Below are 25,042 nucleotides of genomic sequence, written 5' to 3'. Positions count from 1 at the left end.
CTTATTTACTTTTTGCGAATCATAACCCATCGAATTTTCAAAAATAAATCTTTATACTCAAATTGTCTCCCAAGGCTTCTTCACACCAAATTCTTTTGCTAATCGCTTGCTTTCTTCTCGGCGCTTTTTTCGAGCAATAGCCCGTTCTGGTGCGTGCTGGTGAAGCCATTTTTCCTCTTCTGTCTGAGGTATGACTTTTGGCACAGGTGTAGGCTTTCCTTCCTCATCCAAAGCCACAAAGGTTAAAAAGGAAACAGCACATACTTTACGCTCACCTGACAGGAGATTTTCCGCTATGACTTTAACGAATACTTCCATTGATGTTGTTTTCGTCCATGTGACGAAAGATTCCAGACATACAGAATAACCTTCTTTAATAGGCTGAAGAAAATCAACGGAATCTGTTGAGGCTGTCACTACATTTTTTCGAGCATGCCGAATGGCAGAAATGGCTGCAACATCATCGATATATGCCATTAATTTTCCCCCAAAGAGTGTTCCATGGTTATTTGTATCCGGCGGCAATACGACAGAAGATTTAACCGTTCTGGATTCCATTACATACTTTTCATTCATTTGTTCAATCTCCTTTTTCCACATCAGCATCATTGTTAGTTTAGGATAATTCCCTTTCATATATGGAAAGACCTCTGCTTATATATTGCACAGAGGTCTTAAGGTGAAACGTGTTATTTTTTCACGACAGCATGTCCGCCAAATTCGTTTCGAAGAGCAGCTACCACTTTACCGTGGAACGTATCGTCTTCTAATGAACGGAAACGCATGAATTGAGATAGAGCGATAACTGGAGCAGAAGCTTGATAATCAAGTGCTGCCTCTACAGTCCAAATCCCCTCACCGGATGAATTCATCACTCCGCGAATGTCTTCAAGCTTCGGCTGTTTGCTGAACGCATTTTCCATAAGCTCCATGAGCCAGCTTCTGATGACAGAACCATTGTTCCAAACTCTCGATACTGCTTCGTAATCGTAATCAAAATCACTTTTATCAAGGATTTCAAATCCTTCACCAATCGCTTGCATCATACCGTACTCGATTCCGTTATGAACCATCTTTAGGAAATGTCCGCTTCCTGCACGGCCAGTGATCATAAATCCGTTCTCTACACAGATTTTTTCATAAAGCGGTGCAAGATAATTTACTGCTTCTTCGTCTCCGCCCATCATCGCGCAAAGCCCGTGACGTGCACCATCTGTTCCGCCGCTCGTACCAACGTCAACGAAATGGATACCATCCGCTTTCAGCTCTTCATAACGGCGTAATGTATGTTTGTACATGGAGTTTCCTGCATCAATAATGATGTCACCTTCTGTTAGGTGAGTCTTTAGTTCACTGATTACTTGGTCTACGATTTCACCCGCAGGTACAAGTAAGATAACTGCTTTTTTACCCGTAAATGTGTTTGTAAGCTCTTCGATCGAGTTTACACCTTTTACACCTTGAGAAGAGATTTCGCTAACCGTATCTTTGTTAACGTCAGTCGCAATAACTGTATATCCTTTGTCGTTCATGTTTAAAGCCATATTGAAGCCCATTTTCCCAAGGCCGATTAAACCGATTTCCATAGTCTTGATCACTCCATTTTATGTATTTCTTACCTCTGGTATTATTCCACAAAATAAAGGCACTTAACCTCTACTTGCAACACTGTCTATTACATTATCGAAAAATCATTAAAAATACAATTATTTTAGGTGTTTTCTTTATTTTACTAAAGGATTTTAACAATGTTATCCAATAACCTATACCAATAAACGGTTGTCCACATATCTTATATAATAGACGTTTTTATGGAGGTTTATATTTGAAAAAAATTGTTATTTTAGCTCTGATCGGCTTAATGGCACAGTTGATCGACGGTTCTCTCGGGATGGCATATGGTGTAACTTCAACAACATTGTTGCTAATGGCAGGAATGTCACCAGCGATCGCTTCAGCATCTGTACATCTTTCAGAAGTTGTTACATCCGCTGTTTCAGGGTATTCCCACTTTAAATTTGGAAATGTAGATTTAAATATCGTAAAAAAATTAGTCATACCTGGTGCAGTTGGCGCTTTTATCGGAGCTGCTCTGCTTAGCAGCATTCCAGCCTCTTTAGTTAAACCGTACATTTCAGTGTTCTTGCTTGGATTAGGTGTGTATGTAGTCATCCGTTTTCTTTTTATGAATTTAAGCGTAGGCGGGGAGAATGAGAAAAAACAAGAAAAAAAACGCTTATTTTATCGACCGCTCGCATTTGCAGCAGGCTTTCTAGACGCTTCAGGCGGAGGTGGATGGGGTCCTTTAACTACTCCTATTTTGCTTACTCAAAGACATCTATCTCCAAGCAAAGTGATCGGATCTGTTAATTTTAGTGAATTCGCTGTTTCCTTATCTGCTTCAGTCGCCTTCTTTCTATTTATAGGCTGGGAGGCGCTCTATTGGCAGATCGTATTGACGATGATGGTTGGCGGAATTATAGCGGCACCTTTTGCAGCTTTACTTGTGAAAAAATTAAAACCTGCTGTATTAGGGGTTTTAGCAGGCGGTCTTATTGTCCTAACAAATTTAAAGACGATCGCTCAGGAGTTTTTCTCCGTCTCCCTTTTTACAGAAGTTCGGTTTCTTTTGCCTTTACTTGCGGTCTGGGCACTGATGCTAGTACTTGCCATTCGAAAAAAAACACAATAATAAACAGCCGCAAATCCACTTTGGATCTGCGGCTGTTACATTTAAGGATAATATACTGTCCACCTGACAAATACAAAATCAGGTGATTTGTATTTGTCTGGGGTCAGACCCCTTGGTACCAGAGTATGCCGAGCGTGCCTGCGCCTACATGGACACCGATTGCAGGACTCAATTTTCCAAGGTTTATCGTTATTTTCGGATACTTTTCCCGCAAATATCGAACCCACGTCTCCGCTTTTTCAGATGATCCGCTGTAAATGACACTGACTCCCTCAGCTGTAGATCGCTCTGCTGCTTCCTCAAATAATTCTAATACACGTGCTTCTGCTTTTTTTAGCGTTCTTACTTTTTCGAATGGAACAAGCGAACCATTGTCAAACGTTAAAATCGGTTTAATCTGAAGGAGATTCCCTACTAAGAAGCTTGCACCTGACAACCTGCCGCCACGTCTTAGCTGTTCCAAGCTGCCAATACATACAAATCCCTTTACCCGATTTGCAGTTTCTCGCAATGATTCAGCAATTTGCTCTGGTTGAAGCCCTTCTGCTTCGAGCTGCTTTCCTTTTAACAAAAGCTGTCTCATTGATTCTGAGACAATCTTAGAATCCACAATATGAACGGGAAAATCAGCAGCCTCAGCTCCAAGTCTTGACCCGTTAATCGTTCCGCTGAATTTTTCCGAAACATGGATGGCTATGGCACAATCATAATTATGCTTTAACACTTCATAGAAATCGGAAAATTCCCCTGGAGTAGGCTGGCTTGTTTTAGGTAAGTCAGTACATTCATCAAGCATTTTATAAAATTCATCTGGAGTAATATCTTCTCCGTCTTTATAAATTATTTCATTCATTATGATCGATACAGGAATAACATGTACACCAAGTTGCCTCGCTTCTTCTGGCGATATACAACTCGTGCTGTCTGTAACCCAAGCGATACGTGTCATTCAAATTCCCCCTTTTTCTCTCTTGTCTATTGGCTATTAAGGGAATAAAATCCTCTATTACCAGTGAAAAACTTTTATTTTACTACAAAATTTTATATTTAAATAATTTAAATACTCTCTCAGGTATACACATTGGGTACTAGATAATTTATACTAAGAATAAAAGAATCGTAGTATAAAGGAATCGTTTTCGGTTTCTTTAAGTTGTGTAATGTAAGCTAAGGAGGCATTACTGTGAAAGTGGTAGCAGAAAAAACGAATATTTTAGTAGAAGTAGAGCGGATTGAAAAGGCATTTTTAGAAATAATGGACGTAATCAAGCCTGAAATTTGGGAAGATGAAGGGATTACCTCCACACAGTTTCAAATCTTGAAAACTCTTGCCACTCGTGAAAAATGGACGGTCTCTGAAATTGCTGATGCCATGAAAGTACGCGCAAGTGCTACTACTGTTATCATTGATCGGCTTGTAAAAAGAGGTTATGTAGATCGATACCGCTCTGAGTTAGACCGCAGAATCGTTTATGTCCAGCTTAACCAAAGTGGTTTTGACAATTATGAGCGAATCCAAGTAAAGAGAAACGGAGTATTGCTTAAATATGTTTCTCAGCTTACAGAAAAGCAATTGACAGATATGGTCAGTTGTATTGAACAACTTTCTACAATCGTTAAAAATTAAAAATCATCAAAACTATCCTACTAACTAATCGCAGCTTATTTCTACTAATTCATTATATATAGTCTTACACGTCCCTTATAAAGTGGACGTGTTTTTTTGTTTATTCATGCAGTTGATCTCCGATTCATGATGGTCGTTTTCTTGGGGGAGGCCGTGAAACCACTCGTCTGCTTGCGACATTGAATGGTCCCCTGTCTAAATCAGGCGTCTAGCCCCTCGAGATCAAATGCTTAATGGCTTAAGGCAAAGAGCGCCTGTTGTGCCCATTTCCCTTTTGCTTGTCGGGGCTGACCAATCCGCCTCTTTTCTTGGACTGTCCCGCTTCTTCCGCAGGACAAGAATGGCAACAGGCGCAATACATCGCACTATGAGAATGTGATTTTCATTTTCGAGGAGTCTCGCAGCTTACACCTCAATCAACCTTCTAGTAAGGAAGTATTCATATATCCCTGAAGCAAAATTGTTTTAAAATAGCCTTTCTAAATTTAATTTTTTACGAAACACTAACATTTCTTCCATTACGTACGATATTAAATAAACAGAATAGTACTAAAGTTTCACTTATTATTAAAATTATGGGAGTCCATTATGTCTAGAATCAAAAGACTGGAAAGTTTATTGCTTTCTATTAATTCAAAGAAACATTTTACCTTAAAAGAATTAGCGGTGGAATTTAAAGTTTCTACCCGTACCATACAGCGTGACTTATTAAGTTTGATGGAAATGGGACTGCCTATAATTTCTGAATTTGGACCTCATGGTGGATACCGCATGGAAAACGACCGTATACTTCCACCGATCGGTTTCACTGAGATGGAGGCATCTGCCATCCTTTTTAGCTTGCAGCCATTTGAAGAAGAAAGCTTTCCGTTCCAAATCCAAAGCCGTTCAGTTGCCAACAAACTTCTTCAATATCTCCCTGAGGATGCGAAAGACAGGTGGAATGTTGTACAAAAGCGATTGTTCGTACAAAATCCCATTCCAAAAAACGGCAGCATCGCACCCGTTATACTGGAAGCAGCCATTAAACAAAAAATCATGACCATACACTATCAAACAGAAGGTACTAAAAAATACAGCAACATTCAGCCTATTGGAATTTATAGTGAAAATGGAGAGTGGTACTGCCCTGCCTATTCCTATTCTCTTTCAGATTTTCATATATTTTGTGTAACGGATATTTTAAATGCAGTGATTAACTATGAACCAATGGAAGTGAAGGATTTTTCTGCGGTTACGATTCATAACTGGGTCGCCCAAATTGATCCTCGTTCTTTCGTTTATCTGGATGCCACGATTGAACAAGATGGAATAGCATACTGCCAGTCTCATGCTTATTTAAAAATATTGTTGAAAGTTAACGAAGATGGAACTGCCACACTGAATGGACGTATTTTATCTTCACAAATAAAAAAAGTCGCTGAGTATTTGTGGAGTTTAAAAGGGAACATCCTTCTTCACTCCCCCTATGAAATAAGGCAGCTGCACCAGCATTGGTCTGAGGAAATCTCACTAAAATATTCCTCTGTACTAAATATGTAATCTAATTGATACATATTTTCCTCGATTTGGGAGTATACTATAAGTAGTAAAGAAAAAGGGGGATAACTATGGCTTTTTTTTCAAAACAACCTTCAGAACCGATTCCAGACGTTGAAACGAAGGTATGGGCTTGTACAAGCGATGGCTGCACATGCTGGATGCGCGTGGACTACTCATTGCAAAAAGAACCGCAATGTCCCATTTGCAAATCAGATATGAATGAAGAAATTCGTATGCTTCCTGAACTCAAAAGCTAAAAAAGATAGATAGAAACGAGCCGGGTAATTTGCCCGGCTTTTTCTATTTGCCTTTTTTGCCTCTATTTTAATTGGCTCGACATCAATCACTTCCAAAAAGAAGCGAAGATTGCAAAAGCCTTAAGTGAGGTGTTTATCTTTTCAACGATGCGGGTACGGTTTATATACAAGTAAAAAAGGAGGAATATCTATTATGCCTAACGAAACTACTGCTACAGCCGAACCCGTTTTTACTCATACGGATTATCAAACACAAGTACCAACAGAGGAAAAAGGATCTGGAACGGGCTTTGCAACTGGACTTGTTCTTGGAGGATTAGCAGGCGCCGCTGCGGCTTTGCTATTAGCACCCAAAAAGGGAAATGAACTTCGAGAAGATTTGAAAGGCTCATCGATCAGATTAAAAGAGCGTACAATGCAAATGAAAGATGAAACAATGCTAAAAGCAAAACTTGGGAAAATGGATGCAAAAGACGGTGTCGATTCTCTAAAAGAAAAATCAAGCAACTTGTCCGTATCTGCACGCCAAAAGCTTCAAGAGGCTAAGAACAAAGCAAGTGAAATGAAGAAAGATACGAAAGATGCTGTAAATGAAGCGAAGGAAGAAGCGAAAAAGGATAACTATACTGCACAATCAACACCGACTTCCTCCATCGGACTTTCATCGACTCCAACATCATCAGTTACTGCAACAAAAACAGGTACTGATGAAACATCTTACGTAAAAAAACAAAGTGATCTTAACAATTAAAGAATATCTAAAAAAGCCGGACTTAAGTGTCCGGCTTTATTTCTTGTTCATTATCTTAATAACCGCAGTCCGTTCAGTATGACTAAAATCGTGCTCCCCTCATGTCCTACTACACCCAGTGGCAGCGTGAGTACCTGAAAAAAGTTGGCGCCAAGCAAGAGTATGATGACCGAAAGGGAAAATACGATATTTTGTCTGACAATCTTGGACAAACGTTCTGATAAATTCATCGCGTAAAGCAGCTTGCTCAAATCATTTTTCACAAGCACTACATCTGCTGTTTCAATAGCTGCGTCACTGCCCATCCCCATTGCAACCCCTATATCTGCCACCGCTAAAGCTGGAGCATCATTCACTCCGTCTCCAATCATAGCAACGACCGCATGCTTATCTTTCCATTTTTTCAGTGTGTTTACTTTATCTTCAGGCATGCAAGAGTACCCAACCTCATCAACCTTCGCTATTTTCCCTACTTCTTCTGCTCCTCGTTTCGTATCACCAGTCAGCATTAAGGTTAAAATCTGTTTTTGCTGAAGAGCTTGAATAGCTTCAACACTTTCATCCCGAACAGAATCTCCAATGAGAAAATAGCCGGTCATGACATCATCCGCTGTCACATAAACGATGGTTTGCGCTTTTTCTTCCTCTTCCGAAGACAGGCATGATAACATCTTACGTTCTTCCCTTTCAGTTATGCCTGCGAGCTCACGGCTCCCTACATTCCATCTAATTCCGTTCGCTGTCGCTTTCACACCCATACCAGGAACATCTTCGTAATCAGTCAGTTCAACCGTTTTTCCTTCTGCTTTTAATTCAAGATTGGCTAAAATTGCTTTTGCTAATGGATGCGTGCTGTTTTTTTCAATGGCATAGATTACGGGAAGGATGTCTTCTTCCTTAAAAGAAGGATGACGCATAACAGCCGTTTTTACGGTTGGGTTTCCTTCTGTTAAAGTTCCTGTTTTATCAAAAGCCATAACGTTCACACTTTTTATTTTTTCTAAGTAGATACCGCTTTTGAATAAAATACCTTGTTTAGCGGCATTTGAAAGGGAAGCAAGTAAAGCAGGCATCGTGGAAGCAACGAGTGCGCATGGTGAAGCAACTACAAGCAAAACACATGCCCGGTACAAAGATTCTGTGTAACTCCAAAAGCCAGTAGACCCTGGAACGATTACAGTTAATGCTGCAGCCAAAAGGACAAAAAGCACATATTTTGCTTCAAATTCATCTATCTTCCGTTGAACAGGCGGTGCCTCGTTCTGGGCTTTATTCACAAGATCGATCATTCTCTGAAAAACAGAGTCCTTCATATATTTCGTAACGTTGATTTCTAACAATCCTGATTGATTTAGCGTCCCCGCAAGAACTCTAGATTCAGGTTTGATTTCTTTCACTCCAGACTCCCCTGTTAAGGCAGATTCATTCACAAAAGACGTACCCATCTGTACGATGCCGTCTGCTGGAATTCTTTCACCCGGCCGAACTTTTATCATATCCCCTGGTTTTAACGTCCAAGCATCTACCTTTATTTCCTTCGTACCAGAAATAAGCAATGCTTCTTCAGGCTGCAGTGAAACAAGTGCTTTAATATCACGGTCACTTTTTTGCAAAGTGTACATTTCAAGTGCACCTGAAAAGGCAAATATTAATATAAGTGCTGCTCCCTCTCCCCAATACCCGATAGAAGCTGAGCCAATTGCCGCAATCATCATAAGGAGTTCTACATTTAATCGTTTATCTTCTAAGCTTTGCTGAACACCTTCAACCGCTTTTGAGTAACCACCTATTAAAAAAGCAAGAATATAAAAAAGGACATAATATGGAGATTCTGAATAGGTTTCCATTAGCCATGCAGCAAGAATGAATGCACCTGAGGTTGTTGCGAGTATCAGCTGTACACGTGCAGAGAGTTCCATTTTTCTTCCCTCCTCATCGTTTTTGAGAATAACTATCATCCTCAATACCCTTATAAAAGCAGAAATGCTGCCGTCTAATTTGACAGCAGCCTGAAAACTTTCCAATATTCGGTTCCTAGCCCTACTAGTTTATGTTCAATCTCATTAAACGTTCTTATTTAAAAACTTTTCTTCATTATACTCCTGAAAAAGAAGAATCACCACTCAGATACGTTTACAATGGTAAATTTCTTTTTTAAAATAGGCTAATTTCGTAAACTTTGTCGCTTTTGGAAGTTGTTGATTTCCGTTCCAGGTTGCTCGCTTTCAATCAATTTACAATGAAGAACTTCATAAACTTTTTGTAGCAACAATCTTTTAGAAAGACTCTTTTCGCAAACTTGCTTTCCGAAGGGTGTGCGGTGAGCCCATTCGTCGCCTTGCGACATTGAACGGTCTCACCTGTCCAGCTCCAGCGAATAGCCCCTCGAGGTCAAAAGTTATATAGTCTTGAAGGCAAAAAGCGACTTCCTAGCCCATCTCCCTTTTGCTTGTCGGGGTTGAACAATCCGCTACCGCTTTTCGGACTGTCCCACTCATCCTGCAGGAGTCTCGCCCTTCCGCTCCAATTAACTTTTCAAAGAAGAATTGCTTGAAAACCACTTACTAAATAGCAACAATCTTTCAGAAAAGAGCATTTAGAAAAGAGCCTTTAAATACTATTGAACTGAAAATGTACAATACAAGCGTTGAAACTGCTATTAATAGTCCTTGTCTCAAGAAATAAATGCACCCCCTCGTTTAGAAGCCTTCATTTGTGAAACTTCTTTAGTCTGAACTTTTTTCTAGAGGGTACACTGATAAAGATATATTAACTTTGTAAATGAATTGTAAATTATTCGTTACAATTCAATCTTTTTCGACAATCACTCTTATTTTTTTGTATAATGTGTTGGGTGGTAAAAAAAAAGAAAAAAACTGCCAGCAATAAAGTTACAGAAAAAGGATTAAAGACATTTCTTTTGGAGGGTACTATGTTTAACAAGAAAAAGGACAAGTTTTCTGTCATGCTACTGGATATTGCCAGCAACTTAAAGGAGTCTGCTGAGTATTTCCACGATTTTAAAATTAAGAACGAAAGCGACTTGCGCGAATTCGCAGATCGTTTAAAAGAACTTGAATCTAAAGGTGATTCTTTCGTTCATAAAATTATTTTGGAATTAAACAAGGTATTCATCACACCTATCGAAAGAGAAGACATTCTTCAGCTTGCGATGACGATGGATGACATTTTAGATGGTATTGAACAGTCTTCTGCTTTATTTGATATTTACGCAATCACAAACCCAGATGAATATATGGTGAAGTTTGTTGAGAACATTAGATTAAGTGCAGATGAGATCCTTACTTCTGTTAATTTACTTGCTGATAAAAAATTAGTTGCGATGCGTGAACACGCGATTAAAATTAAAGATTATGAATCAAAATGTGACGACCTGTATCGTGAAGCACAGCGCCAATTGTTTGCTAACGAAACAGATCCGATCAAAGTGATCAAATATAAAGAAATGTATGAAGTGCTTGAAGGCATTGCCGACAGCTGCCAAAACGTTGCGAATACACTAGAATCTATCATCATGAAAAACGCGTAACGGGTGATTGGTATGGATACAGTTTTAATACTTACTATACTTGTTGTGGTATGTGCACTTGCGTTTGACTTTATCAACGGTTTTCATGATACTGCGAACGCCATTGCAACATCTGTTTCAACAAAAGCCTTAACACCAAGAAAAGCTATTATTATGGCAGCTGTCATGAACTTTGTCGGAGCTATGACATTTACTGGTGTAGCAAAAACGATTTCAAAGGATATTGTTGACCCATTTACGCTTCATAATGGTGATGTCGTTATTCTTGCAGCACTTGTTGCAGCGATTGCATGGAACTTAATTACTTGGTATTACGGAATTCCGAGCAGTTCTTCTCATGCGATAATCGGTTCGATTGCCGGTGCGGCAATTGCAGCTTCAGGTTTTAATACTTTGCATTATTCAGGATTCCTTAAAATTATTGAAGGTTTGCTGATCTCGCCTGTTTTAGCATTTGTCGTTGGTTATATTTTCTATTTGATTATCAAAAACATCTTCAAAAATGCTAATTTAGCAAAAACGAACAACGGATTCCGAAAAGTTCAAATTGTTACTGCTGCGTTCCAAGCCTATTCTCACGGAACGAATGACGCTCAAAAAGCAATGGGGATTATTACGATGGCTCTAATTGCAAATGGTTATACAGACAGTACGGATATTCAATTATGGGTTCAAATTTCATGTGCCATTGCAATGGGACTTGGAACTTCAATCGGTGGTTGGAAAATTATTAAAACAGTTGGCGGAAAAATCATGAAGATTCGCCCAGTAAACGGGGTTGCTGCTGATTTAACTGGTGCTTCTGTTATTTTAGGTGCTTCTGCTTTGGGTATTCCAGTAAGTACAACACACGTTATCACTTCTTCTATTTTAGGTGTAGGTTCTTCCCACCGACTCAGAGGAGTGAAGTGGGGAACGGCAAAAACGATGGTCATTACTTGGTTCATCACACTTCCGATCTCTGCTGCTTTAGCTGGATTAACTTATTTTGTATTAAACTTAATTTTCTAATAAGCAAAAGCCAGGACTTTGAGTCCTGGCTTTTTTCTATCCTTCAAAATGATAGGCATGGCTGCCTTTACATGCCATTTTCACTCTAAACACACCGCCTGCATGAGGGTATTTGACTAATTCTTCATCATCCGTACCCGTTCTGGCAGTTGTAATGTATAACTCATCCAGATTTTTGCCGCCAAACGTACATGATGTCACATTTTTTGCTGGAACAGCGATCTCGTCTATTTGTTCTCCTGTCTCAGGATTCCAGCAGGAAACTTTCGAACCTCCCCAATGAGCAATCCACAGCATACCATCTTCATCAATCGTCATACCATCCGGGTTGCCTACTCCCTCAGGAAAAACAATAACGTCTTCAGGATTAGTAATGGTCGCTGTATCATTATTATAGTGAAATTTTTTAACTTTTCGGGTTGGGGTATCAATTAAATACATAAAGAGGTGATCAGGTGACCAAGCCAGACCGTTAGAAATGGTCAGCTGACTAACTTTTTTCTCAACTGTTAAATCGGTATATAGACAATAAAGCGATCCCTTCCCTATTTCCTCATTCAAACTCATTGTACCAGCCCAAAATCTGCCTTTAGGATCGACTTTTCCATCGTTAAATCGATTATGTGGCAAGTGGCTTTCTGGATCGACCAATGGCTCAATGGAACCCGTTTGAAGATTCAATGCATAGAAACCTTTTTCCAATGCGACGATAGCTCCACCTGATTTTCTTAGAACAACAGCGCCTGCTAGCTGATCAAGCTGAATTTCCCTGTTTTCGTTCATGTCTGGATTATGTATACATACTTTTTTCCCTTTAATATCTACCCAATAAAGTTGTTGATTTTCATGATCCCAGCAAGGTCCTTCTCCTAGAGAAGCTCTTGCATCAACAACTAGCTCAATTTCATTTTTCATTAAAATCACACCTCTTTTTTTAATCGCTGTCTATCTTTTCCCTTGTTTAAAGAAATGAATGCATTTTATAAAAAAAACTTGTCGGCTTTATACAAATGAGTAAAAAGAAGGTGCTCCAACTGTCTATATTCAGACGCCGGGCACCTTTTTTCAAAACTTGTTATGCTCCCATTTTATCTTGTTTGGAAACCGTTTTATCAACGAGCCAATTCTTTCCTTCAACAAGACGGGCGGTCATCATACTGGCAACATTGTCACCGGTAGCATTCAGAAGCGTTGCTGGCGGATCAATGATTGCAGAAATAGCTGCAATAATCGGAAGTGCTTCAACAGGGAAACCAAACAAGGAGAGAATAAGCATCTCTGCAATTAGTCCGCCTTGTGGAATCGCCCCCATTACCATACCTACGAGAAGTGCAATTCCCCCTACTAACAGATACGTATCAATACCCGAAAAATCCATTCCAAAGATCCCAAACAAGAATGTGATTTTCAAGACACCGCCGATAACGGAACCATCTTTATGAAGTGTTGCACCAAGAGGAATAGTTGTTTCACTAATATCATAAGGAACACCCATCTTTTTGGATGCCTCTAAGTTCACTGGAATACTCGCTGCAGAACTGCATGTTGCAAGACTCGTAACAGAGGGAGAAACCATGTTCTTCCAAAATGTGCGGATGCCAAGTTTTCCATGTGCCATCCAAGCATAAAGCGTAAAGAACCCAAAGAAATAAATAATAGCAAACGGATAATAGAACATAACCGCTTTGAAATAAGATCCTAACAAAGTCGGACCGAACTCACCAACTAATGCGGCAAAATAAGCGCCAAGACCGATTGGTGCATAAAACATAACATACTTAACCATCTGTAGGGTGACAGCACTTCCAGCCGTTAGAAAACTAGCAAGCGGTTTTCCTTTTTCGCCCACCGCAGAAGTTGCCAAGCCCAGCAGCACTGAGAACAGAATAAGTGCAAGCATGTTAGCACGGCTTAAAAGATCTACAAAATCTGGAACTGTCACTGTACTTACGAGCTGTTCACCGATCGACACTTTTTCGCTCGCAGTATCTGGTTTAACAAGATCAATTTTAACACCGTCTGCTGGCGGGTAAAATTTTATAGCAGCCATACTGACAACTGCTGCTACAACTCCAGTAAATAAGAAGACCTTCATCATTGAACTAATAATCTTGCCAAATCGCTTAGCACCCGCCATATTAGCGACACTCGATGAGATGGAGAAGAAAACAAGCGGTACTACAATCATAAACATAACATTTAGAAATAAGTCCCCAAACGGCTTAAGTACCGTAGCTTTTTCTCCCATAACAGAGCCTATGACACTCCCAATCGCTATGGCAAGAAGTAAGATGATAGGTGAGCGGTATGCTCTCCATGTGTTTTTCATAATTATACTCTCCCTTAATCATTTCATTGTTACTTTATATATTTTAAACGTTTATTTGGATTTGCATAGTAGGGAGAAGAAAAATAGGAGAAAAGAAGAGGGGGACAGACCCGGGTCTGTCCCCCTCTTCTATTTTTCACTATTGATTACTTTTGTTACAATTAGTAGGCTTTTGCCCAATACACTAAATGTTTTGCATCTTTCTCACAGCATACACATTGGTCTGAAAGCTTTTGTTGGACAAAAGGCATACATCGGGAAGTTGCCCCTGTTTCATCTTTAATAAAGTCTTCACATACTTGGTCACCGCACCACATCGCTTTAATAAATCCAGATTTTTCGTTAAGTGTTTCTTTAAATTCGTCGTACGTTTTTGCGATTGATGTTTTTTCTTCCCTATGTTTTAACGCTTTTTCGTATAAATGGTTTTGAATATCTGTTAGCAGCTGCTGTATTTCAGCTTCTAAATTCGCCACGGATACGGTTTGTTTTTCACCTGTGTCACGTCGAACGAGTACAACTTGTTCTTGTTCAATATCCCTTGGTCCCACTTCCAATCGAAGCGGTATTCCTTTCATCTCATATTCATTGAACTTCCAGCCTGGCTTTTTATCACTCGCATCGATTCCGGTACGGATACTGCCAGAAAGCTGTTCTTTTAGGTTATAAGCGTAATCGAGCACACCTTCTTTATGCTGTGCAATTGGCACAATCATAAGCTGAGTTGGTGCAATTTTTGGAGGCACTACCAGTCCTCGGTTATCACCATGAACCATGATCATTGCTCCAATGATCCTCGTTGTAAAGCCCCACGATGTTTGCTGAACAGTCTGCAGCTTACCTTCTCGATTCGTGAATTCAATGCCGAACGCTTTTGCGAACCCGTCACCTAAATGATGCGATGTTCCTGATTGAAGAGCTTTACCGTCATGCATCAAACTTTCGATCGTGTACGTGTATTTCGCCCCTGCAAATTTTTCTTTTTCTGTTTTTTGTCCTTTAATGACTGGCAGCGCTAAATATTCTTCACAAAGTTCTGCGTATACATTAAGCATACGAACCGTTTCGTCATGTGCATCTTCGTCCGTTTCATGGCATGTATGCCCTTCCTGCCAAAGAAACTCAAGCGTACGTAGGAATGGCCGAGTTGTCTTTTCCCATCTCACAACGTTTGACCATTGATTGTAGAGCTTAGGAAGATCACGATAGGAATGGATAATACTTTTAAAATGCTCGGCAAAAAGCACTTCAGATGTAGGTCGAACGCACAGCCGTTCTGTAAGCTTCTCTTCACCGCCATGAGTCACCCATGCCACTTCAGGTGCAAATCCTTCGATATGATCCTTTTCTTTTTGCAGAAGACTCTCTGGGATGAATAATGGCATGTACACATTTTCATGCCCTGTCTTTTTAATCGCCTTATCCAGCTGCTGCTGAATGTTTTCCCAAATGGCGTATCCATACGGCCGAAGAATCATGGAACCCCGGACACTGGAGTAGTCAATAAGCTCTGCTTTTGTAACAACATCTGTATACCATTGGGCAAAATCATCTTCCATACTTGTTACATCTTTTACATATTCCTTCGTCATCTTCAAGCACCTCACATTTATTAGTAAATAAAAAAAGCCCTGCTCATCACTAGGGACCAAAAAATTGGCGGTACCACCCTAATTCAAAGCAAAGCTTTACACTCTTTCATGATAACGGTTTTGAACCGCTCCTATCTTCTCATTAATCAGATAGAGAACTCAAAGGCAGGTTCGATTGGCTGTCAGTAGGAACTTTTCAGCAATCAGCTCCCTCTCTGAAAAAGACAAACTCAATGTACTAATCCTCATCCATGTTTCGATTGATGTTTTTGAAAATTATATACACTTTGGGATGAACTGTCAATTATTGAATTTGGAATCGTCAAATTTTATCTTTATAGCCTAAGTCTGTGACCATCATAAGTTTCTACTAATTTTAATACATTAGTTACAGGGAGAAGGAGGAAAAATTATGTACATTCACGTGGTTCGAGGCGGTGACTCACTCTGGAAGATATCGCAATTTTATGGTGTTAAGATCGATTCGATCGTAAAGACAAATGGAATTGAAAATCAAAATGTTTTAGTTGTCGGTCAGGCTCTTGTTATTCCTAACGATTTTCCTGTATACACCATACAAACTGGCGACACTCTTAGTAAAATTGCATCCCGCTATGGAACAACTGTTACTAGCTTAATAGGCTGGAACAACATACCTTTAGCCTCTGTTATTTATGTTGGGCAGGTCATTGATATTCCGGTACACATTGTAAAACAAGGAGAGTCACTATATACGATTGCGAATCGTTATGGGGAGACTGTAAAAGCGATTCAAATGGAAAACAATATTACAAACCCGAATGTGATCTATCTTGGAACGAGACTTTCGATCCCTTACAACCGCCCTGTAAAAGAAGTGAACGCTTATATAACGAACTTTGGACCTGCAAATCAAATAGAGGTAAGAGATATTGGTTCCTATTTAACTTATATTACCCCTTTCAGTTATTCGATTACGAAGACCGGGGGACTAGTTGCCCCTCAGGATGAAGGAGTCCTTTCGGCAGCCAGAATCAATCGGGTTGCACCGATCATGGGTGTAGCAAACATCGAAAACGAGGCATTCAATTCCGATTTAATAAAAACTGTACTCGATAGTGATAGTTTACAAGAAACACTTTTAACAACTATCTTAAACACGATGCAAACGAAAGGATTCAGAGGAGTCAATTTTGATTTTGAATATGTGTATCCCGAAAATAAGGAAGACTATAACAATTTCTTAAGACGAGCTGTAGCAAAATTCAAACCTCTCGGGTATTTAGTTTCTACTGCTGTGGCACCAAAATATAAAGAAGATCAGCCAGGCTTGTTATATGAAGCCCACGATTACAAAGCACATGGAGAAATTGTTGATTTTGTCGTCGTAATGACTTATGAATGGGGCTGGGCAGGCGGACGCGCCATGGCGATTGCTCCACTGGATGAAGTAAGAAAAGTGCTCGATTATACGGTAACCGTCATCCCTCGCGAAAAAATAATGATGGGAGTTCCCACATATGGGCGTGATTGGACACTGCCGTTTGTTCAAGGAACATTTGCAAGAACACTCAGCCCAGTCGCTGCTGTCAACCTTGCCGCACAAATGAAAGTGAATATAGAGTTTGACGAAGGAGATGCCTCCCCCTGGTTCAAATATACAGATGCAGCAGGAAAAGAACATGAGGTGTGGTTTGAGGATGCGCGGAGTATGAAAGCTAAATATGAAACCGCCAAAGAATACGGACTTCGCGGAGTGAGCTTCTGGGTGCTCGGCATCCCCTTCCCTCAAAATTGGCCTGTTGTAAGGGATCAAATGAGAGTGAGGAAGATTTAATGCCAGATTCGAACATACTTGTTATATAAATTCATTGAAATTGTCCGCAAGCGGATGACTAATTTTGTCGGATAGTGTCACCTCGGGGATATATTGCCAATTTCCGTTGAATTATTGTAAAAATCCGTTGAATTATAGAGCTTATCCGTTAGATTATTGCAGAAATTCGTTAGATTAATTTATTTGGAGTTCACCAATTACTGTTTTTAGACCCAGATTAGCCTATATACGTAACACTTCAGCACCGAAATCATCTTTATTATTGAAATATTGCTCAGTTTTGCTTCAAAACTGTCGTTATTAATAAAAATCAGTGCATGGATGAAGAAAGCCTGCAATCCTGTTCGATCAGGATTGCAGGCTTTCTTTAATCTAAGGTGTGTCCACCCCACAAATACAAATCAGGGGGATTTGTATTTGTCTGGGGTCAGACCCCTTCTTTTGTACTAGACCCACCACATTTCGGCGGGCTGTTCAGCAATTAGAATCGACTGCAGGTTTTTCACCGCACGTGTGAATCCTTCTTCGATCGACATGATTGGATCTTCATGCTCGATGCTCACTACGTAGTCGTAACCGTATGTACGCAGTGCACTCATCATATCTGACCAATCTTGAACGGAGTGACCGCATCCTACTGAACGGAAACTCCATGCACGGTTTTGCACCGCTCCATATGGCTGCATGTCTGTTAGTCCGTACATGTTGATGTTGTCTTGATCCAAGTAAGTATCCTTTGCATGGAAATGATGGATTGCTCCAGCTTTTCCAAGGATTTTTATAGCTCCTACTGGATCAATACCCTGCCACCAAAGATGAGAAGGATCCAAGTTTGCACCAATGGCATCACACGTTTCCTCACGCAGTTTCAGCAAAGTATGCGGTGTATGCACTAAGAAACCTCCGTGCAGTTCTAAACCGATTTTCACACCATGATCTTTTGCAAACTGTCCCCATGTACGCCAATAAGGAATCAGCTTCTCTTCCCACTGCCATTTCAATACATCACTGTATTCGTTCGGCCATGGTGATACCGGCCAGTTCGGATATTTTGCATTCTCGGAATCTCCAGGAACACCAGAGAAACAATTCACGACAGGTACGTTCATCATACTTGCCAGCTCAACCGTTTTTACAAAAGTATCATGTGATTCCTTCGCAAAAGCCTCATCTGGAGAAATCGGGTTGCCATGGCAGCTGAACGCTGAAATTGTCAGCCCGCGCTTTTCCACTTCATGAAGATAGGCAGAACGCTTCTCTTCACTTTCAAGCAATTCGTCAAGTGGGCAGTGAGCGTTTCCAGGATAATTTCCCGTCCCGATCTCAACTGCTTGAACGCCTGCTTCTTTTACGTAGTCGAGCATTTCTGTAAATGATTTTTGCGAAAAAAGAACTGTAAATACACCTAGTTTCATGCTTTCGTCACTCCTTTTTCATTCTGCAGCTGAATGCTTTTTCCCATCAAACTGCTTGCGTAAATGGCTTCGATAATACGCGATGTATTCATCGCCTCTTCAGCCTTTACTAAAGGTTCAGCTTGTCCTAAACAGCTTTCCACAAAGTTCAATGCTTGTGGAATGTCTGGGGTATCATTTCCTGAGATCCAATCTGCTTTCGTTGTTGTCATCATACCGTTTTCTGCTTTATTTACCGCAAAAGGAAACACGTTGAGTCCGCCCCGGTCACCTGAAATACTTAGCAATTCAGCATCATCTGGAATGTTTGCCGCCCAAGATGTTTCAAACAAAACGGTTGCTCCATTACCTAAACGAATATAAGAAGTAACGTGGTCATCCACTTCAAACGTTTCCGCATCAAATGAACCCCATTGGTTTACTTGCTCAGCATCGCGGCTCACCGTGTTGTACGTTTGGCCAGATACTTCAACCACTCTTGGATTGCCTAACAGCCAAAGTGTTAAATCCAGCAAATGACAGCCGTAATCGATTAAACTGCCTCCGCCTTGAAGTTCTTTGTTTGTAAAAACTCCCCAACCCGGAACTTTCCGTCTTCTTAAGGCTTGTACGCGAACAACGAGCGGATTGCCAACTTCTCCTGCTTCCATCAATCGCTTAGCCGCTTGAGATTCTTTCATAAAACGGTAATGATAAGCAATCGACAGCACTTTTCCGGACCGTTTTTCTGCCTCAACCATTTCAGCACATTCTTCTACTGTCATGGCCATTGGCTTTTCACAAAGAACATGCTTGCCTGCATCGAGCGCTGCAACCGTTATTTCTCTATGAAACTTGTTCGGTGTACAAATGACAACAGCATCCACGTGATCCCACATATCTTGAAACGTCGTAAAATAGTTCGGTACGTGAAATTTTTCAGCGACATTCCTCGCTACTTCTACATTCACATCACTGACCGCAGTAATTTCAGCTTTATCTCCAAGCTGTTGAAATGCCGGGATATGGCGGCCTTGCGCGATGCCGCCCGCTCCAATTATGCCGACTCTTAATTTCATGCGTGAACACCCGTTTTCACTTTTTCAATTGTCTTCTTCTCGTTAGATTCCAGTGCAGCTAAAATGACAGCCAGTGAACGTTTTCCTTCTTCACCCGTGATTAATGGCGCGCTGCCTGATTCGATAGATTCAACAAAATGATCAACAACATGAGAGTTTGATTGATTTTCATTCGTTTGAATCGCACCAAGTTCATAGCGGATTACAGATCCGTTTGTATACTGCGCAACTAGAGAATATTTCGGATCATCTTCTAAACGAAGAATACCTTTTTCTCCATAAATAATCGTAGAATTATCTTCCTTTGCAGTGTAAGACCAGCTAGCTGCAAGAGTTCCGATGATTCCGTTTTCTGTTTTTAGGACACATACTGCTGTGTCATCTACTGAAGCGAATTCTTTTGCACTCGTCTCAATGAAAGACCCTACTTCAACAATCTCTTCACCTAGGATGTAACGCATAAGATCTGTTTTGTGAACCCCTAGATCACCCATCGCACCTATAAAAGCTTCATCCTTTTTAAAGAACCAGCTGTTTTTGCCGTCAACGCTCCAGCCTTCAGGTCCTGGATGGCCAAATGCTGTTCGGAAGCTGTAAATCTTGCCTAGCTCACCGCTTTCGATGATTTCACGCGCTTTTTGATGAGCTGGAACAAAACGCTGGTTATGCCCGATCATAAGCGTCTTACCGCTTTTTTCTGCAGCATCAATCATCTCTTCCGCTTCAGCTAATGAAGTTGCCATCGGCTTCTCACATAAAACATGCTTGCCTGCTTTTAAAGCAGCAACAGAGATTGGAGCATGCAAGTAGTTCGGCGTACAAACACTCACCGCTTCCACTTCTTCAAATGCAAGCAGTTCGTTGTAATCGGTAAAGATTTTTCCGCCGTACTTTACATTTGCTGCTTCTGCACGTTCTTTTACAACATCACATACAGCAACGATTTCTACTTCCTGGTTGTTCGCATATTCCGGCAAGTGGCGGTGTTGAGCGATGCTTCCACACCCGATGATTCCAACTTTTAATGTCATAATAAGTTCCTCCTCAAAATTGGTTTTGATTGTTTTTCGTAACATAAAAAGATTGTTGCTTTTAGGTCATTTTCGTAAAGAGCTTAAAATCCTGAAACGGAAATCAACGACTTCTAAGAGCACCATTGCTATAAAGAGCTAAGAAATGTGCTCCGCTGATTAAGTTTTCTTTTATTTTGCTGCGATTGCTTCAAGCGGCTTAGCGTTGCCGTATACAGGTGCTGCACTTCCAGATGGCGCTAAAAATGATACTGCATTCGTGATAACTGTTTGAATATCTTTGTTGTGGTAGGTAGGATATGTTTCGTGTCCTGGTCGGAAGTAGAAGACTTTCCCTTTACCGCGGTTATACACACATCCGCTGCGGAACACTTCTCCGCCTTCAAACCAACTGACAAACACGAGGTCATCTGGAGCTGGAATATCAAAGTGTTCACCATACATTTCTTCTTTTTCAAGCTCGATGTATTCACCAAGACCTGTTGCAACAGGGTGGCTCGGATTCACGATCCAAATGCGTTCTTTCTCATCCGCTTCACGCCACTTAAGGTCACATGATGTTCCCATCAGCTTTTTAAAGATTTTTGAGAAATGTCCTGAGTGAAGAACGAGTAGACCCATTCCTTCTAATACGCGCTGCTGCACTTTGTTTACGATCTCATCCTCTACTTCGTCATGTGACAGGTGTCCCCACCAAACAAGTACGTCTGTGCTGTTCAGTACTTCTTCTGTCAATCCGTGCTGAGGCTCATCTAACGTAGCTGTTCTTACATCGTGGCCGGCATTTTCTAGAAATTCCGCAATAGCACCGTGAATTCCTTGTGGATAGATTTCTCTTACCGTTGGATTCTTTTGCTCGTGGCGGTTTTCGTTCCATACTGTAACTTTAATCATTTTATTTCCTCCTAATATGTAAGCGTTTTACGTAAACGTTTACGTTAATGTCAAATAAAAATGAAGCGAAGTTATTATCAGTTTTACTTTTTCCTTAAATCCCTGACTGATTGCCTCTCTACGATCGTAAATGGCATATAACGACTTTCTGCTTCTTTTTCTTTACCTTTAATCAATTTCACTAAAATTTCTCCTGCTGATTGCCCCATTTCCTTTAACGGCTGTGAGACTGTGGTTAGTGCAGGGTAACACATTTCTGCAATCTTTAAGTTGTCATAGCCGATAATCGACAATTCTTCCGGCACTCGAATTCCTAACTGATGGGCAGCTGCCATGGCACCGATTGCCATTTCATCACTTGCTGCAAAGACCGCAGTCATGAGAGGCAGTTTATCAAGCAGCAAAGGCAGAGATTCTTTCCCGTTTTGAAAACGGTAGCCTTCATTCGAAGTCATTTGTTGATCAGTAAAATCCAGCCCATGCTTTTCAAGTGCATCTTGAAAGCCTTTCATCCTTGGTACGCCAGCGATTGGATCTTCAAAACTTCCGCCGATCATGCCGATTTGCTTGTGACCTTTTTGAATCAAGTATTCCGTTGCACGAAAAGCTCCTTCATAATCGTCCACTCTGACAAAAGGAAGATTGAATTGTGATGCGGTAGATACTAAAACAACAGGCACTTGCATCTCCTGAAATATTTTATAGTATTCTTCTTTCACATTTTCACTGGCAAAAATGATGCCGTCTACTCTTTTTTCCTGAAGCAGGCGAAGATATTTGACCGTGCGCTTTCCGCTTGATGTGGTATTGCATACGATAACGCTGAATCCACCGTCATGTGCAGCATTCTCGACACCTTCGAGAACTTCTGAAGAAAGCATACCTGATACTTCCGGAAACAAGACGCCAATCGTCTGAGTTCTTTTGTTGATGAGTCCTCTCGCGATCGCATTTGGCTGGTATCCCAGTGCTTCAATGGCTTCTTGCACTTTCTTTTTTGTGTCTTCGGTATAGCCTGGCAAACCGTTTACGATACGGGAAACCGTCGCAATTGAAACATTTGCATATTTGGCTACATCTTTAATGGTTGGGTTCAAAACATCAACCTGCTTTCTGGTTACGTAAACGTTTACATTTACACTTTCAATCTATCAGCGGTGCAATAAAAAGTCAATTACAATTTCATTAAAAAAGATTACCAATCCTAAAAACGGGAAAAGACTAGTATTACGAAATGGAGGTCCTTCAATGTGGTATCAGCACTCATTTTTTAAATATGCAGCCGGAGCAGTCCTTTTGCTCACTATTCTATTTTTATTAGGAAAAATCGATTATCTCTTAGACTTCCTTTATCTCGTCATTTCCAGTGTGTTTTTTCCGTTATTTATCGCTGGTTTACTTTATTATTTATTACGGCCGTTAATTCGCCGCCTCATGCGGTTTAAAGTGCCGAAACTGCTCGCAATCTCAATTGTTTTCCTCGTTTTGATTCTTGCAATCTCTGGTATTTCAACGGTGGCAGCACCCGTTTTAAGCGATCAGGTGACAAACATAACAGATGATTTCCCCAAAAAAATCGGGGAAGCTACTGAGAAAACAGGAACAATGATTACAGGTAAAAACAAATCCATGATTGATAGTGCTAAAGTCGCCAAACTAGCAACTAAACGGCTTGAAAAATTTACGAATTCGATTTCAAATGACGTTATTTCATTAATCGCTACTTTAACAAACATAGCACTAGTTTTACTTGTCGTACCTTTTATTCTCTTTTATTTGTTAATGGACGATCACAAATTTTTCAATTATTTTTTGCGTCTCGCACCACGCCATCATGAGCATGATGTCGCTGCGATTTTAAGAGATATTGATTCTACATTATCTTCCTACATAAAAGGACAGCTTCTCGTCTCTTTATTCGTTGGTGTCTTTATGTACTTAGGCTACTTGATGATTGGCCTCAAATTCGCACTTGTTCTTGCATTATTTGCAGTTCTGACGAATGTGATTCCGTTTTTAGGGCCATTTATCGGTGTGTTCCCAGCTTTACTTATCGGACTTATTCAAGATCCATTTATGGCCATTAAGGTGGCTCTTGTAACATTAGTCGTACAGCAAGTGGAAGGTAACATCCTATCTCCTCATATCATGGGGAAACAGCTTCGAATCCACCCTCTTACCATCATTTTAGTCGTTTTGATGGCGGGGGCAGCGTTTGGTTTTATTGGATTATTACTTGCGATTCCGACTTATGCAGTAACCAAAACGATTATCAGCAACCTGTATAGAATCTATTTATTATATAATCCACCCGAAACAAGAAGTGATTTACTCTAAATGTTGGCAGCTTCCCCCGTTATATACTCTTATATATAAAAGGAGATACGATCACATCGTGAAACAGCCGTTTGTTAAGGAATTGACATTAAAAGATAAAATAAGCAACAAACTTAATACATGCAGGCCGTGGGTTCATCGTTTTGCGCGCATCGGCTATTTGTCAAAAGGCATTGTTTATGTCGTGATCGGTATTCTTGCCTTGCTTATGTCGACGGGTAAACATCCGTCAGAAGCAAGCTCACAAGGCGCTCTTTATACCATTGCGAAACAGCCATTCGGACCAGTGCTGTTAATAATCCTTGCAATCGGTTTAAGTGCTTATGCTTTTTGGCAGCTTGTAAAAACTATTTTTGATCCAGAATGCACTGACCAACATTTCAACTGGAAGAGGCTGTTCAACAGACTAGGCTACTTGATTGTCGCAGGTATCTATACAGCGATGTGTATCAGTGCTCTGCGTATTTTGTTCCGCGCAAGAGCAGAATCGTCTGATAAAAAGTACCAAGTGCTAACAGCAAAAATGCTGGCACAGCCATTCGGACAGATCCTTATCGCTCTCGCTGGACTTGTCATTGGGATTATCGGTGTTTCTTTTTTAATCAGGGCCATATCGTTCAAATTCAAAAAAGATTTAAAAAAGAACGAAATGAACAAGAAGGAATGGAAATGGAGCGGTTACATCGGAACTTTCGGAATTGGTGCACGTGGGATCGTCTTTATGATCATCGCATTTTTCCTCATTCGAACTGCTTGGCAGGCTGATCCAAATGAAACAAAAGGACTGGATGGCGCACTAGCAGAACTCGTCACAAAACCTTTTGGTCCCATTTTGCTGGCCATTGTTTCTCTCGGATTTATGGCATATGGTGTTTTCATGTTTGCGAGTGCCCGATACAGACGATTAAACAACTAAAACCCTTGACTCGTTAAAAAGAGCAAGGGTTTTTCTTTTGAACTTTTTTCTATAAGATTGCTGCTATTAAAAGATTTTAAAGAAGTTCTTCATTGAACAAGTTGATTGGAGCGAAAGGACGAGACTCCTGCATACAAGCTACCTGAATATACCTCTAGAAAGGTACGCGACGAGGAAGCGGAAGCTAACTTCAGCAGGATTTTCTTGCATACGCAGGAGCAGGA

Annotated in this window: 22 protein-coding genes and 1 other annotated feature; of the genes, 10 read left to right on the top strand and 12 right to left on the bottom strand. The window is 40.5% G+C overall.

The window, feature by feature from the left end; translation table 11 throughout:
- Nucleotides 1-57: 57 nt before the first annotated feature.
- Together J2X07_RS04055 and gnd are read right to left on the bottom strand one after the other, a co-directional pair.
- The gene (locus J2X07_RS04055) at nt 58-576 is read right to left on the bottom strand and encodes an acyl-CoA thioesterase (RefSeq protein WP_310256736.1); all 519 of its coding nucleotides are present in this window, start codon (nt 574-576) and stop codon (nt 58-60) included.
- A gap of 113 nt (nt 577-689) precedes the next feature.
- Entirely contained in the window at nt 690-1,586 is an 897-nt protein-coding gene (gnd, locus tag J2X07_RS04050; protein WP_310256734.1) for a phosphogluconate dehydrogenase (NAD(+)-dependent, decarboxylating), read from the bottom strand.
- A 239-nt stretch (nt 1,587-1,825) separates the two neighbouring features.
- Here gnd and J2X07_RS04045 point away from each other — a divergent pair, with 239 nt between their 5' ends.
- Nucleotides 1,826-2,692, top strand: coding sequence for a sulfite exporter TauE/SafE family protein (locus J2X07_RS04045; RefSeq protein WP_310256731.1), 867 nt, complete (start codon nt 1,826-1,828; stop codon nt 2,690-2,692).
- 103 nt (nt 2,693-2,795) lie between these two features.
- Here the strand turns inward: J2X07_RS04045 and J2X07_RS04040 are convergent, their stop codons facing one another.
- Entirely contained in the window at nt 2,796-3,641 is an 846-nt protein-coding gene (locus tag J2X07_RS04040) for a DegV family protein (protein WP_310256728.1), read from the bottom strand.
- A gap of 234 nt (nt 3,642-3,875) precedes the next feature.
- On the opposite strand from J2X07_RS04040, the gene J2X07_RS04035 reads away from it, so the two are divergent.
- The 4 genes from J2X07_RS04035 to J2X07_RS04020 all read left to right on the top strand — a co-directional run bounded on the left by J2X07_RS04035 (nt 3,876) and on the right by J2X07_RS04020 (nt 6,869).
- On the top strand, nt 3,876-4,319 hold the full coding sequence (locus J2X07_RS04035; protein WP_310256725.1) for a MarR family transcriptional regulator: 444 nt from the start codon (nt 3,876-3,878) through the stop codon (nt 4,317-4,319).
- Nucleotides 4,320-4,907: 588 nt separating this feature from the next.
- Nucleotides 4,908-5,861: a helix-turn-helix transcriptional regulator gene (locus J2X07_RS04030; RefSeq protein ID WP_310256722.1), complete on the top strand. Its 954-nt coding sequence runs from the start codon at nt 4,908-4,910 to the stop codon at nt 5,859-5,861.
- Between the two features lie 68 nt (nt 5,862-5,929).
- On the top strand, nt 5,930-6,118 hold the full coding sequence (locus tag J2X07_RS04025; RefSeq protein WP_310256720.1) for a cold-shock protein: 189 nt from the start codon (nt 5,930-5,932) through the stop codon (nt 6,116-6,118).
- Nucleotides 6,119-6,311: 193 nt separating this feature from the next.
- Complete coding sequence (locus tag J2X07_RS04020) at nt 6,312-6,869, top strand: YtxH domain-containing protein (RefSeq protein WP_310256718.1); 558 nt, start codon at nt 6,312-6,314, stop codon at nt 6,867-6,869.
- 50 nt (nt 6,870-6,919) lie between these two features.
- On the opposite strand, the gene J2X07_RS04015 is transcribed toward J2X07_RS04020, so the two are convergent.
- On the bottom strand, nt 6,920-8,788 hold the full coding sequence (locus J2X07_RS04015) for a heavy metal translocating P-type ATPase (RefSeq protein ID WP_310256715.1): 1,869 nt from the start codon (nt 8,786-8,788) through the stop codon (nt 6,920-6,922).
- A 1,013-nt stretch (nt 8,789-9,801) separates the two neighbouring features.
- Between J2X07_RS04015 and J2X07_RS04010 the strand changes: the two genes are divergently transcribed.
- Both J2X07_RS04010 and J2X07_RS04005 read left to right on the top strand, forming a co-directional pair.
- Entirely contained in the window at nt 9,802-10,419 is a 618-nt protein-coding gene (locus tag J2X07_RS04010) for a DUF47 domain-containing protein (RefSeq protein ID WP_310256713.1), read from the top strand.
- A gap of 12 nt (nt 10,420-10,431) precedes the next feature.
- Nucleotides 10,432-11,430, top strand: a complete 999-nt coding sequence (locus tag J2X07_RS04005; RefSeq protein WP_310256710.1) for an inorganic phosphate transporter — start codon at nt 10,432-10,434, stop codon at nt 11,428-11,430.
- A gap of 36 nt (nt 11,431-11,466) precedes the next feature.
- Here J2X07_RS04005 and J2X07_RS04000 read toward each other — a convergent pair whose 3' ends face one another.
- From J2X07_RS04000 to proS, 3 genes are all read right to left on the bottom strand, one after another.
- Entirely contained in the window at nt 11,467-12,345 is an 879-nt protein-coding gene (locus tag J2X07_RS04000) for an SMP-30/gluconolactonase/LRE family protein (protein WP_310256706.1), read from the bottom strand.
- A gap of 160 nt (nt 12,346-12,505) precedes the next feature.
- Nucleotides 12,506-13,759, bottom strand: coding sequence for a dicarboxylate/amino acid:cation symporter (locus J2X07_RS03995; RefSeq protein WP_310256703.1), 1,254 nt, complete (start codon nt 13,757-13,759; stop codon nt 12,506-12,508).
- Nucleotides 13,760-13,920: 161 nt separating this feature from the next.
- Nucleotides 13,921-15,351, bottom strand: coding sequence for a proline--tRNA ligase (proS, locus tag J2X07_RS03990; RefSeq protein WP_310256700.1), 1,431 nt, complete (start codon nt 15,349-15,351; stop codon nt 13,921-13,923).
- A 48-nt stretch (nt 15,352-15,399) separates the two neighbouring features.
- Nucleotides 15,400-15,612, bottom strand: a binding site (T-box leader).
- 151 nt (nt 15,613-15,763) lie between these two features.
- Between proS and J2X07_RS03985 the strand changes: the two genes are divergently transcribed.
- A complete protein-coding gene (locus J2X07_RS03985) occupies nt 15,764-17,167 on the top strand; it encodes a LysM peptidoglycan-binding domain-containing protein (RefSeq protein ID WP_310256698.1) in 1,404 nt (467 codons plus the stop codon).
- Nucleotides 17,168-17,613: 446 nt separating this feature from the next.
- Here J2X07_RS03985 and J2X07_RS03980 read toward each other — a convergent pair whose 3' ends face one another.
- The 5 genes from J2X07_RS03980 to J2X07_RS03960 all read right to left on the bottom strand — a co-directional run bounded on the left by J2X07_RS03980 (nt 17,614) and on the right by J2X07_RS03960 (nt 22,662).
- Nucleotides 17,614-18,582: a sugar phosphate isomerase/epimerase family protein gene (locus J2X07_RS03980; RefSeq protein WP_310256696.1), complete on the bottom strand. Its 969-nt coding sequence runs from the start codon at nt 18,580-18,582 to the stop codon at nt 17,614-17,616.
- Nucleotides 18,579-19,640, bottom strand: a complete 1,062-nt coding sequence (locus J2X07_RS03975) for a Gfo/Idh/MocA family protein (RefSeq protein ID WP_310256693.1) — start codon at nt 19,638-19,640, stop codon at nt 18,579-18,581. The genes J2X07_RS03980 and J2X07_RS03975 overlap by 4 nt, the downstream gene beginning before the upstream one ends.
- Nucleotides 19,637-20,671, bottom strand: a complete 1,035-nt coding sequence (locus J2X07_RS03970; RefSeq protein ID WP_396193563.1) for a Gfo/Idh/MocA family protein — start codon at nt 20,669-20,671, stop codon at nt 19,637-19,639. The genes J2X07_RS03975 and J2X07_RS03970 overlap by 4 nt, the downstream gene beginning before the upstream one ends.
- A gap of 171 nt (nt 20,672-20,842) precedes the next feature.
- Nucleotides 20,843-21,565 carry a ThuA domain-containing protein gene (locus J2X07_RS03965; RefSeq protein ID WP_310256690.1) on the bottom strand — a complete coding sequence of 241 codons (723 nt, stop codon included), beginning with the start codon at nt 21,563-21,565 and terminating at the stop codon, nt 20,843-20,845.
- An 83-nt stretch (nt 21,566-21,648) separates the two neighbouring features.
- A complete protein-coding gene (locus J2X07_RS03960; RefSeq protein WP_310256688.1) occupies nt 21,649-22,662 on the bottom strand; it encodes a LacI family DNA-binding transcriptional regulator in 1,014 nt (337 codons plus the stop codon).
- A 151-nt stretch (nt 22,663-22,813) separates the two neighbouring features.
- Between J2X07_RS03960 and J2X07_RS03955 the strand changes: the two genes are divergently transcribed.
- Both J2X07_RS03955 and J2X07_RS03950 read left to right on the top strand, forming a co-directional pair.
- Nucleotides 22,814-23,902, top strand: coding sequence for an AI-2E family transporter (locus J2X07_RS03955; RefSeq protein WP_310256685.1), 1,089 nt, complete (start codon nt 22,814-22,816; stop codon nt 23,900-23,902).
- A gap of 58 nt (nt 23,903-23,960) precedes the next feature.
- The gene (locus J2X07_RS03950) at nt 23,961-24,818 is read left to right on the top strand and encodes a DUF1206 domain-containing protein (RefSeq protein ID WP_310256682.1); all 858 of its coding nucleotides are present in this window, start codon (nt 23,961-23,963) and stop codon (nt 24,816-24,818) included.
- The last annotated feature ends 224 nt before the right edge of the window (nt 24,819-25,042 follow it).

Origin of the sequence: Fictibacillus barbaricus (genome assembly GCF_031457135.1) — a bacterium.
In the GTDB taxonomy this organism is placed as follows: Bacteria; Bacillota; Bacilli; order Bacillales; family Fictibacillaceae; genus Fictibacillus; species Fictibacillus barbaricus_A.
This window is presented reverse-complemented; position numbering and strand designations above follow the sequence as displayed.

Bases quoted from the DNA above. Each gene is read 5' to 3' on its own strand.
- J2X07_RS04010 (WP_310256713.1), top strand. From the start codon at position 9,802: ATGTTTAACAAGAAAAAGGACAAGTTTTCTGTCATGCTACTGGATATT.
- J2X07_RS04055 (WP_310256736.1), bottom strand. From the start codon at position 576: ATGAATGAAAAGTATGTAATGGAATCCAGAACGGTTAAATCTTCTGTC.
- J2X07_RS04025 (WP_310256720.1), top strand. From the start codon at position 5,930: ATGGCTTTTTTTTCAAAACAACCTTCAGAACCGATTCCAGACGTTGAA.
- J2X07_RS04005 (WP_310256710.1), top strand. From the start codon at position 10,432: ATGGATACAGTTTTAATACTTACTATACTTGTTGTGGTATGTGCACTT.
- J2X07_RS04015 (WP_310256715.1), bottom strand. From the start codon at position 8,788: ATGGAACTCTCTGCACGTGTACAGCTGATACTCGCAACAACCTCAGGT.
- J2X07_RS03955 (WP_310256685.1), top strand. From the start codon at position 22,814: ATGTGGTATCAGCACTCATTTTTTAAATATGCAGCCGGAGCAGTCCTT.
- J2X07_RS03975 (WP_310256693.1), bottom strand. From the start codon at position 19,640: ATGAAATTAAGAGTCGGCATAATTGGAGCGGGCGGCATCGCGCAAGGC.
- J2X07_RS03970 (WP_396193563.1), bottom strand. From the start codon at position 20,671: ATGACATTAAAAGTTGGAATCATCGGGTGTGGAAGCATCGCTCAACAC.
- J2X07_RS04030 (WP_310256722.1), top strand. From the start codon at position 4,908: ATGTCTAGAATCAAAAGACTGGAAAGTTTATTGCTTTCTATTAATTCA.
- J2X07_RS03995 (WP_310256703.1), bottom strand. From the start codon at position 13,759: ATGAAAAACACATGGAGAGCATACCGCTCACCTATCATCTTACTTCTT.
- J2X07_RS04040 (WP_310256728.1), bottom strand. From the start codon at position 3,641: ATGACACGTATCGCTTGGGTTACAGACAGCACGAGTTGTATATCGCCA.
- proS (WP_310256700.1), bottom strand. From the start codon at position 15,351: ATGACGAAGGAATATGTAAAAGATGTAACAAGTATGGAAGATGATTTT.
- J2X07_RS03980 (WP_310256696.1), bottom strand. From the start codon at position 18,582: ATGAAACTAGGTGTATTTACAGTTCTTTTTTCGCAAAAATCATTTACA.
- J2X07_RS03965 (WP_310256690.1), bottom strand. From the start codon at position 21,565: ATGATTAAAGTTACAGTATGGAACGAAAACCGCCACGAGCAAAAGAAT.
- gnd (WP_310256734.1), bottom strand. From the start codon at position 1,586: ATGGAAATCGGTTTAATCGGCCTTGGGAAAATGGGCTTCAATATGGCT.
- J2X07_RS03985 (WP_310256698.1), top strand. From the start codon at position 15,764: ATGTACATTCACGTGGTTCGAGGCGGTGACTCACTCTGGAAGATATCG.
- J2X07_RS04020 (WP_310256718.1), top strand. From the start codon at position 6,312: ATGCCTAACGAAACTACTGCTACAGCCGAACCCGTTTTTACTCATACG.
- J2X07_RS04000 (WP_310256706.1), bottom strand. From the start codon at position 12,345: ATGAAAAATGAAATTGAGCTAGTTGTTGATGCAAGAGCTTCTCTAGGA.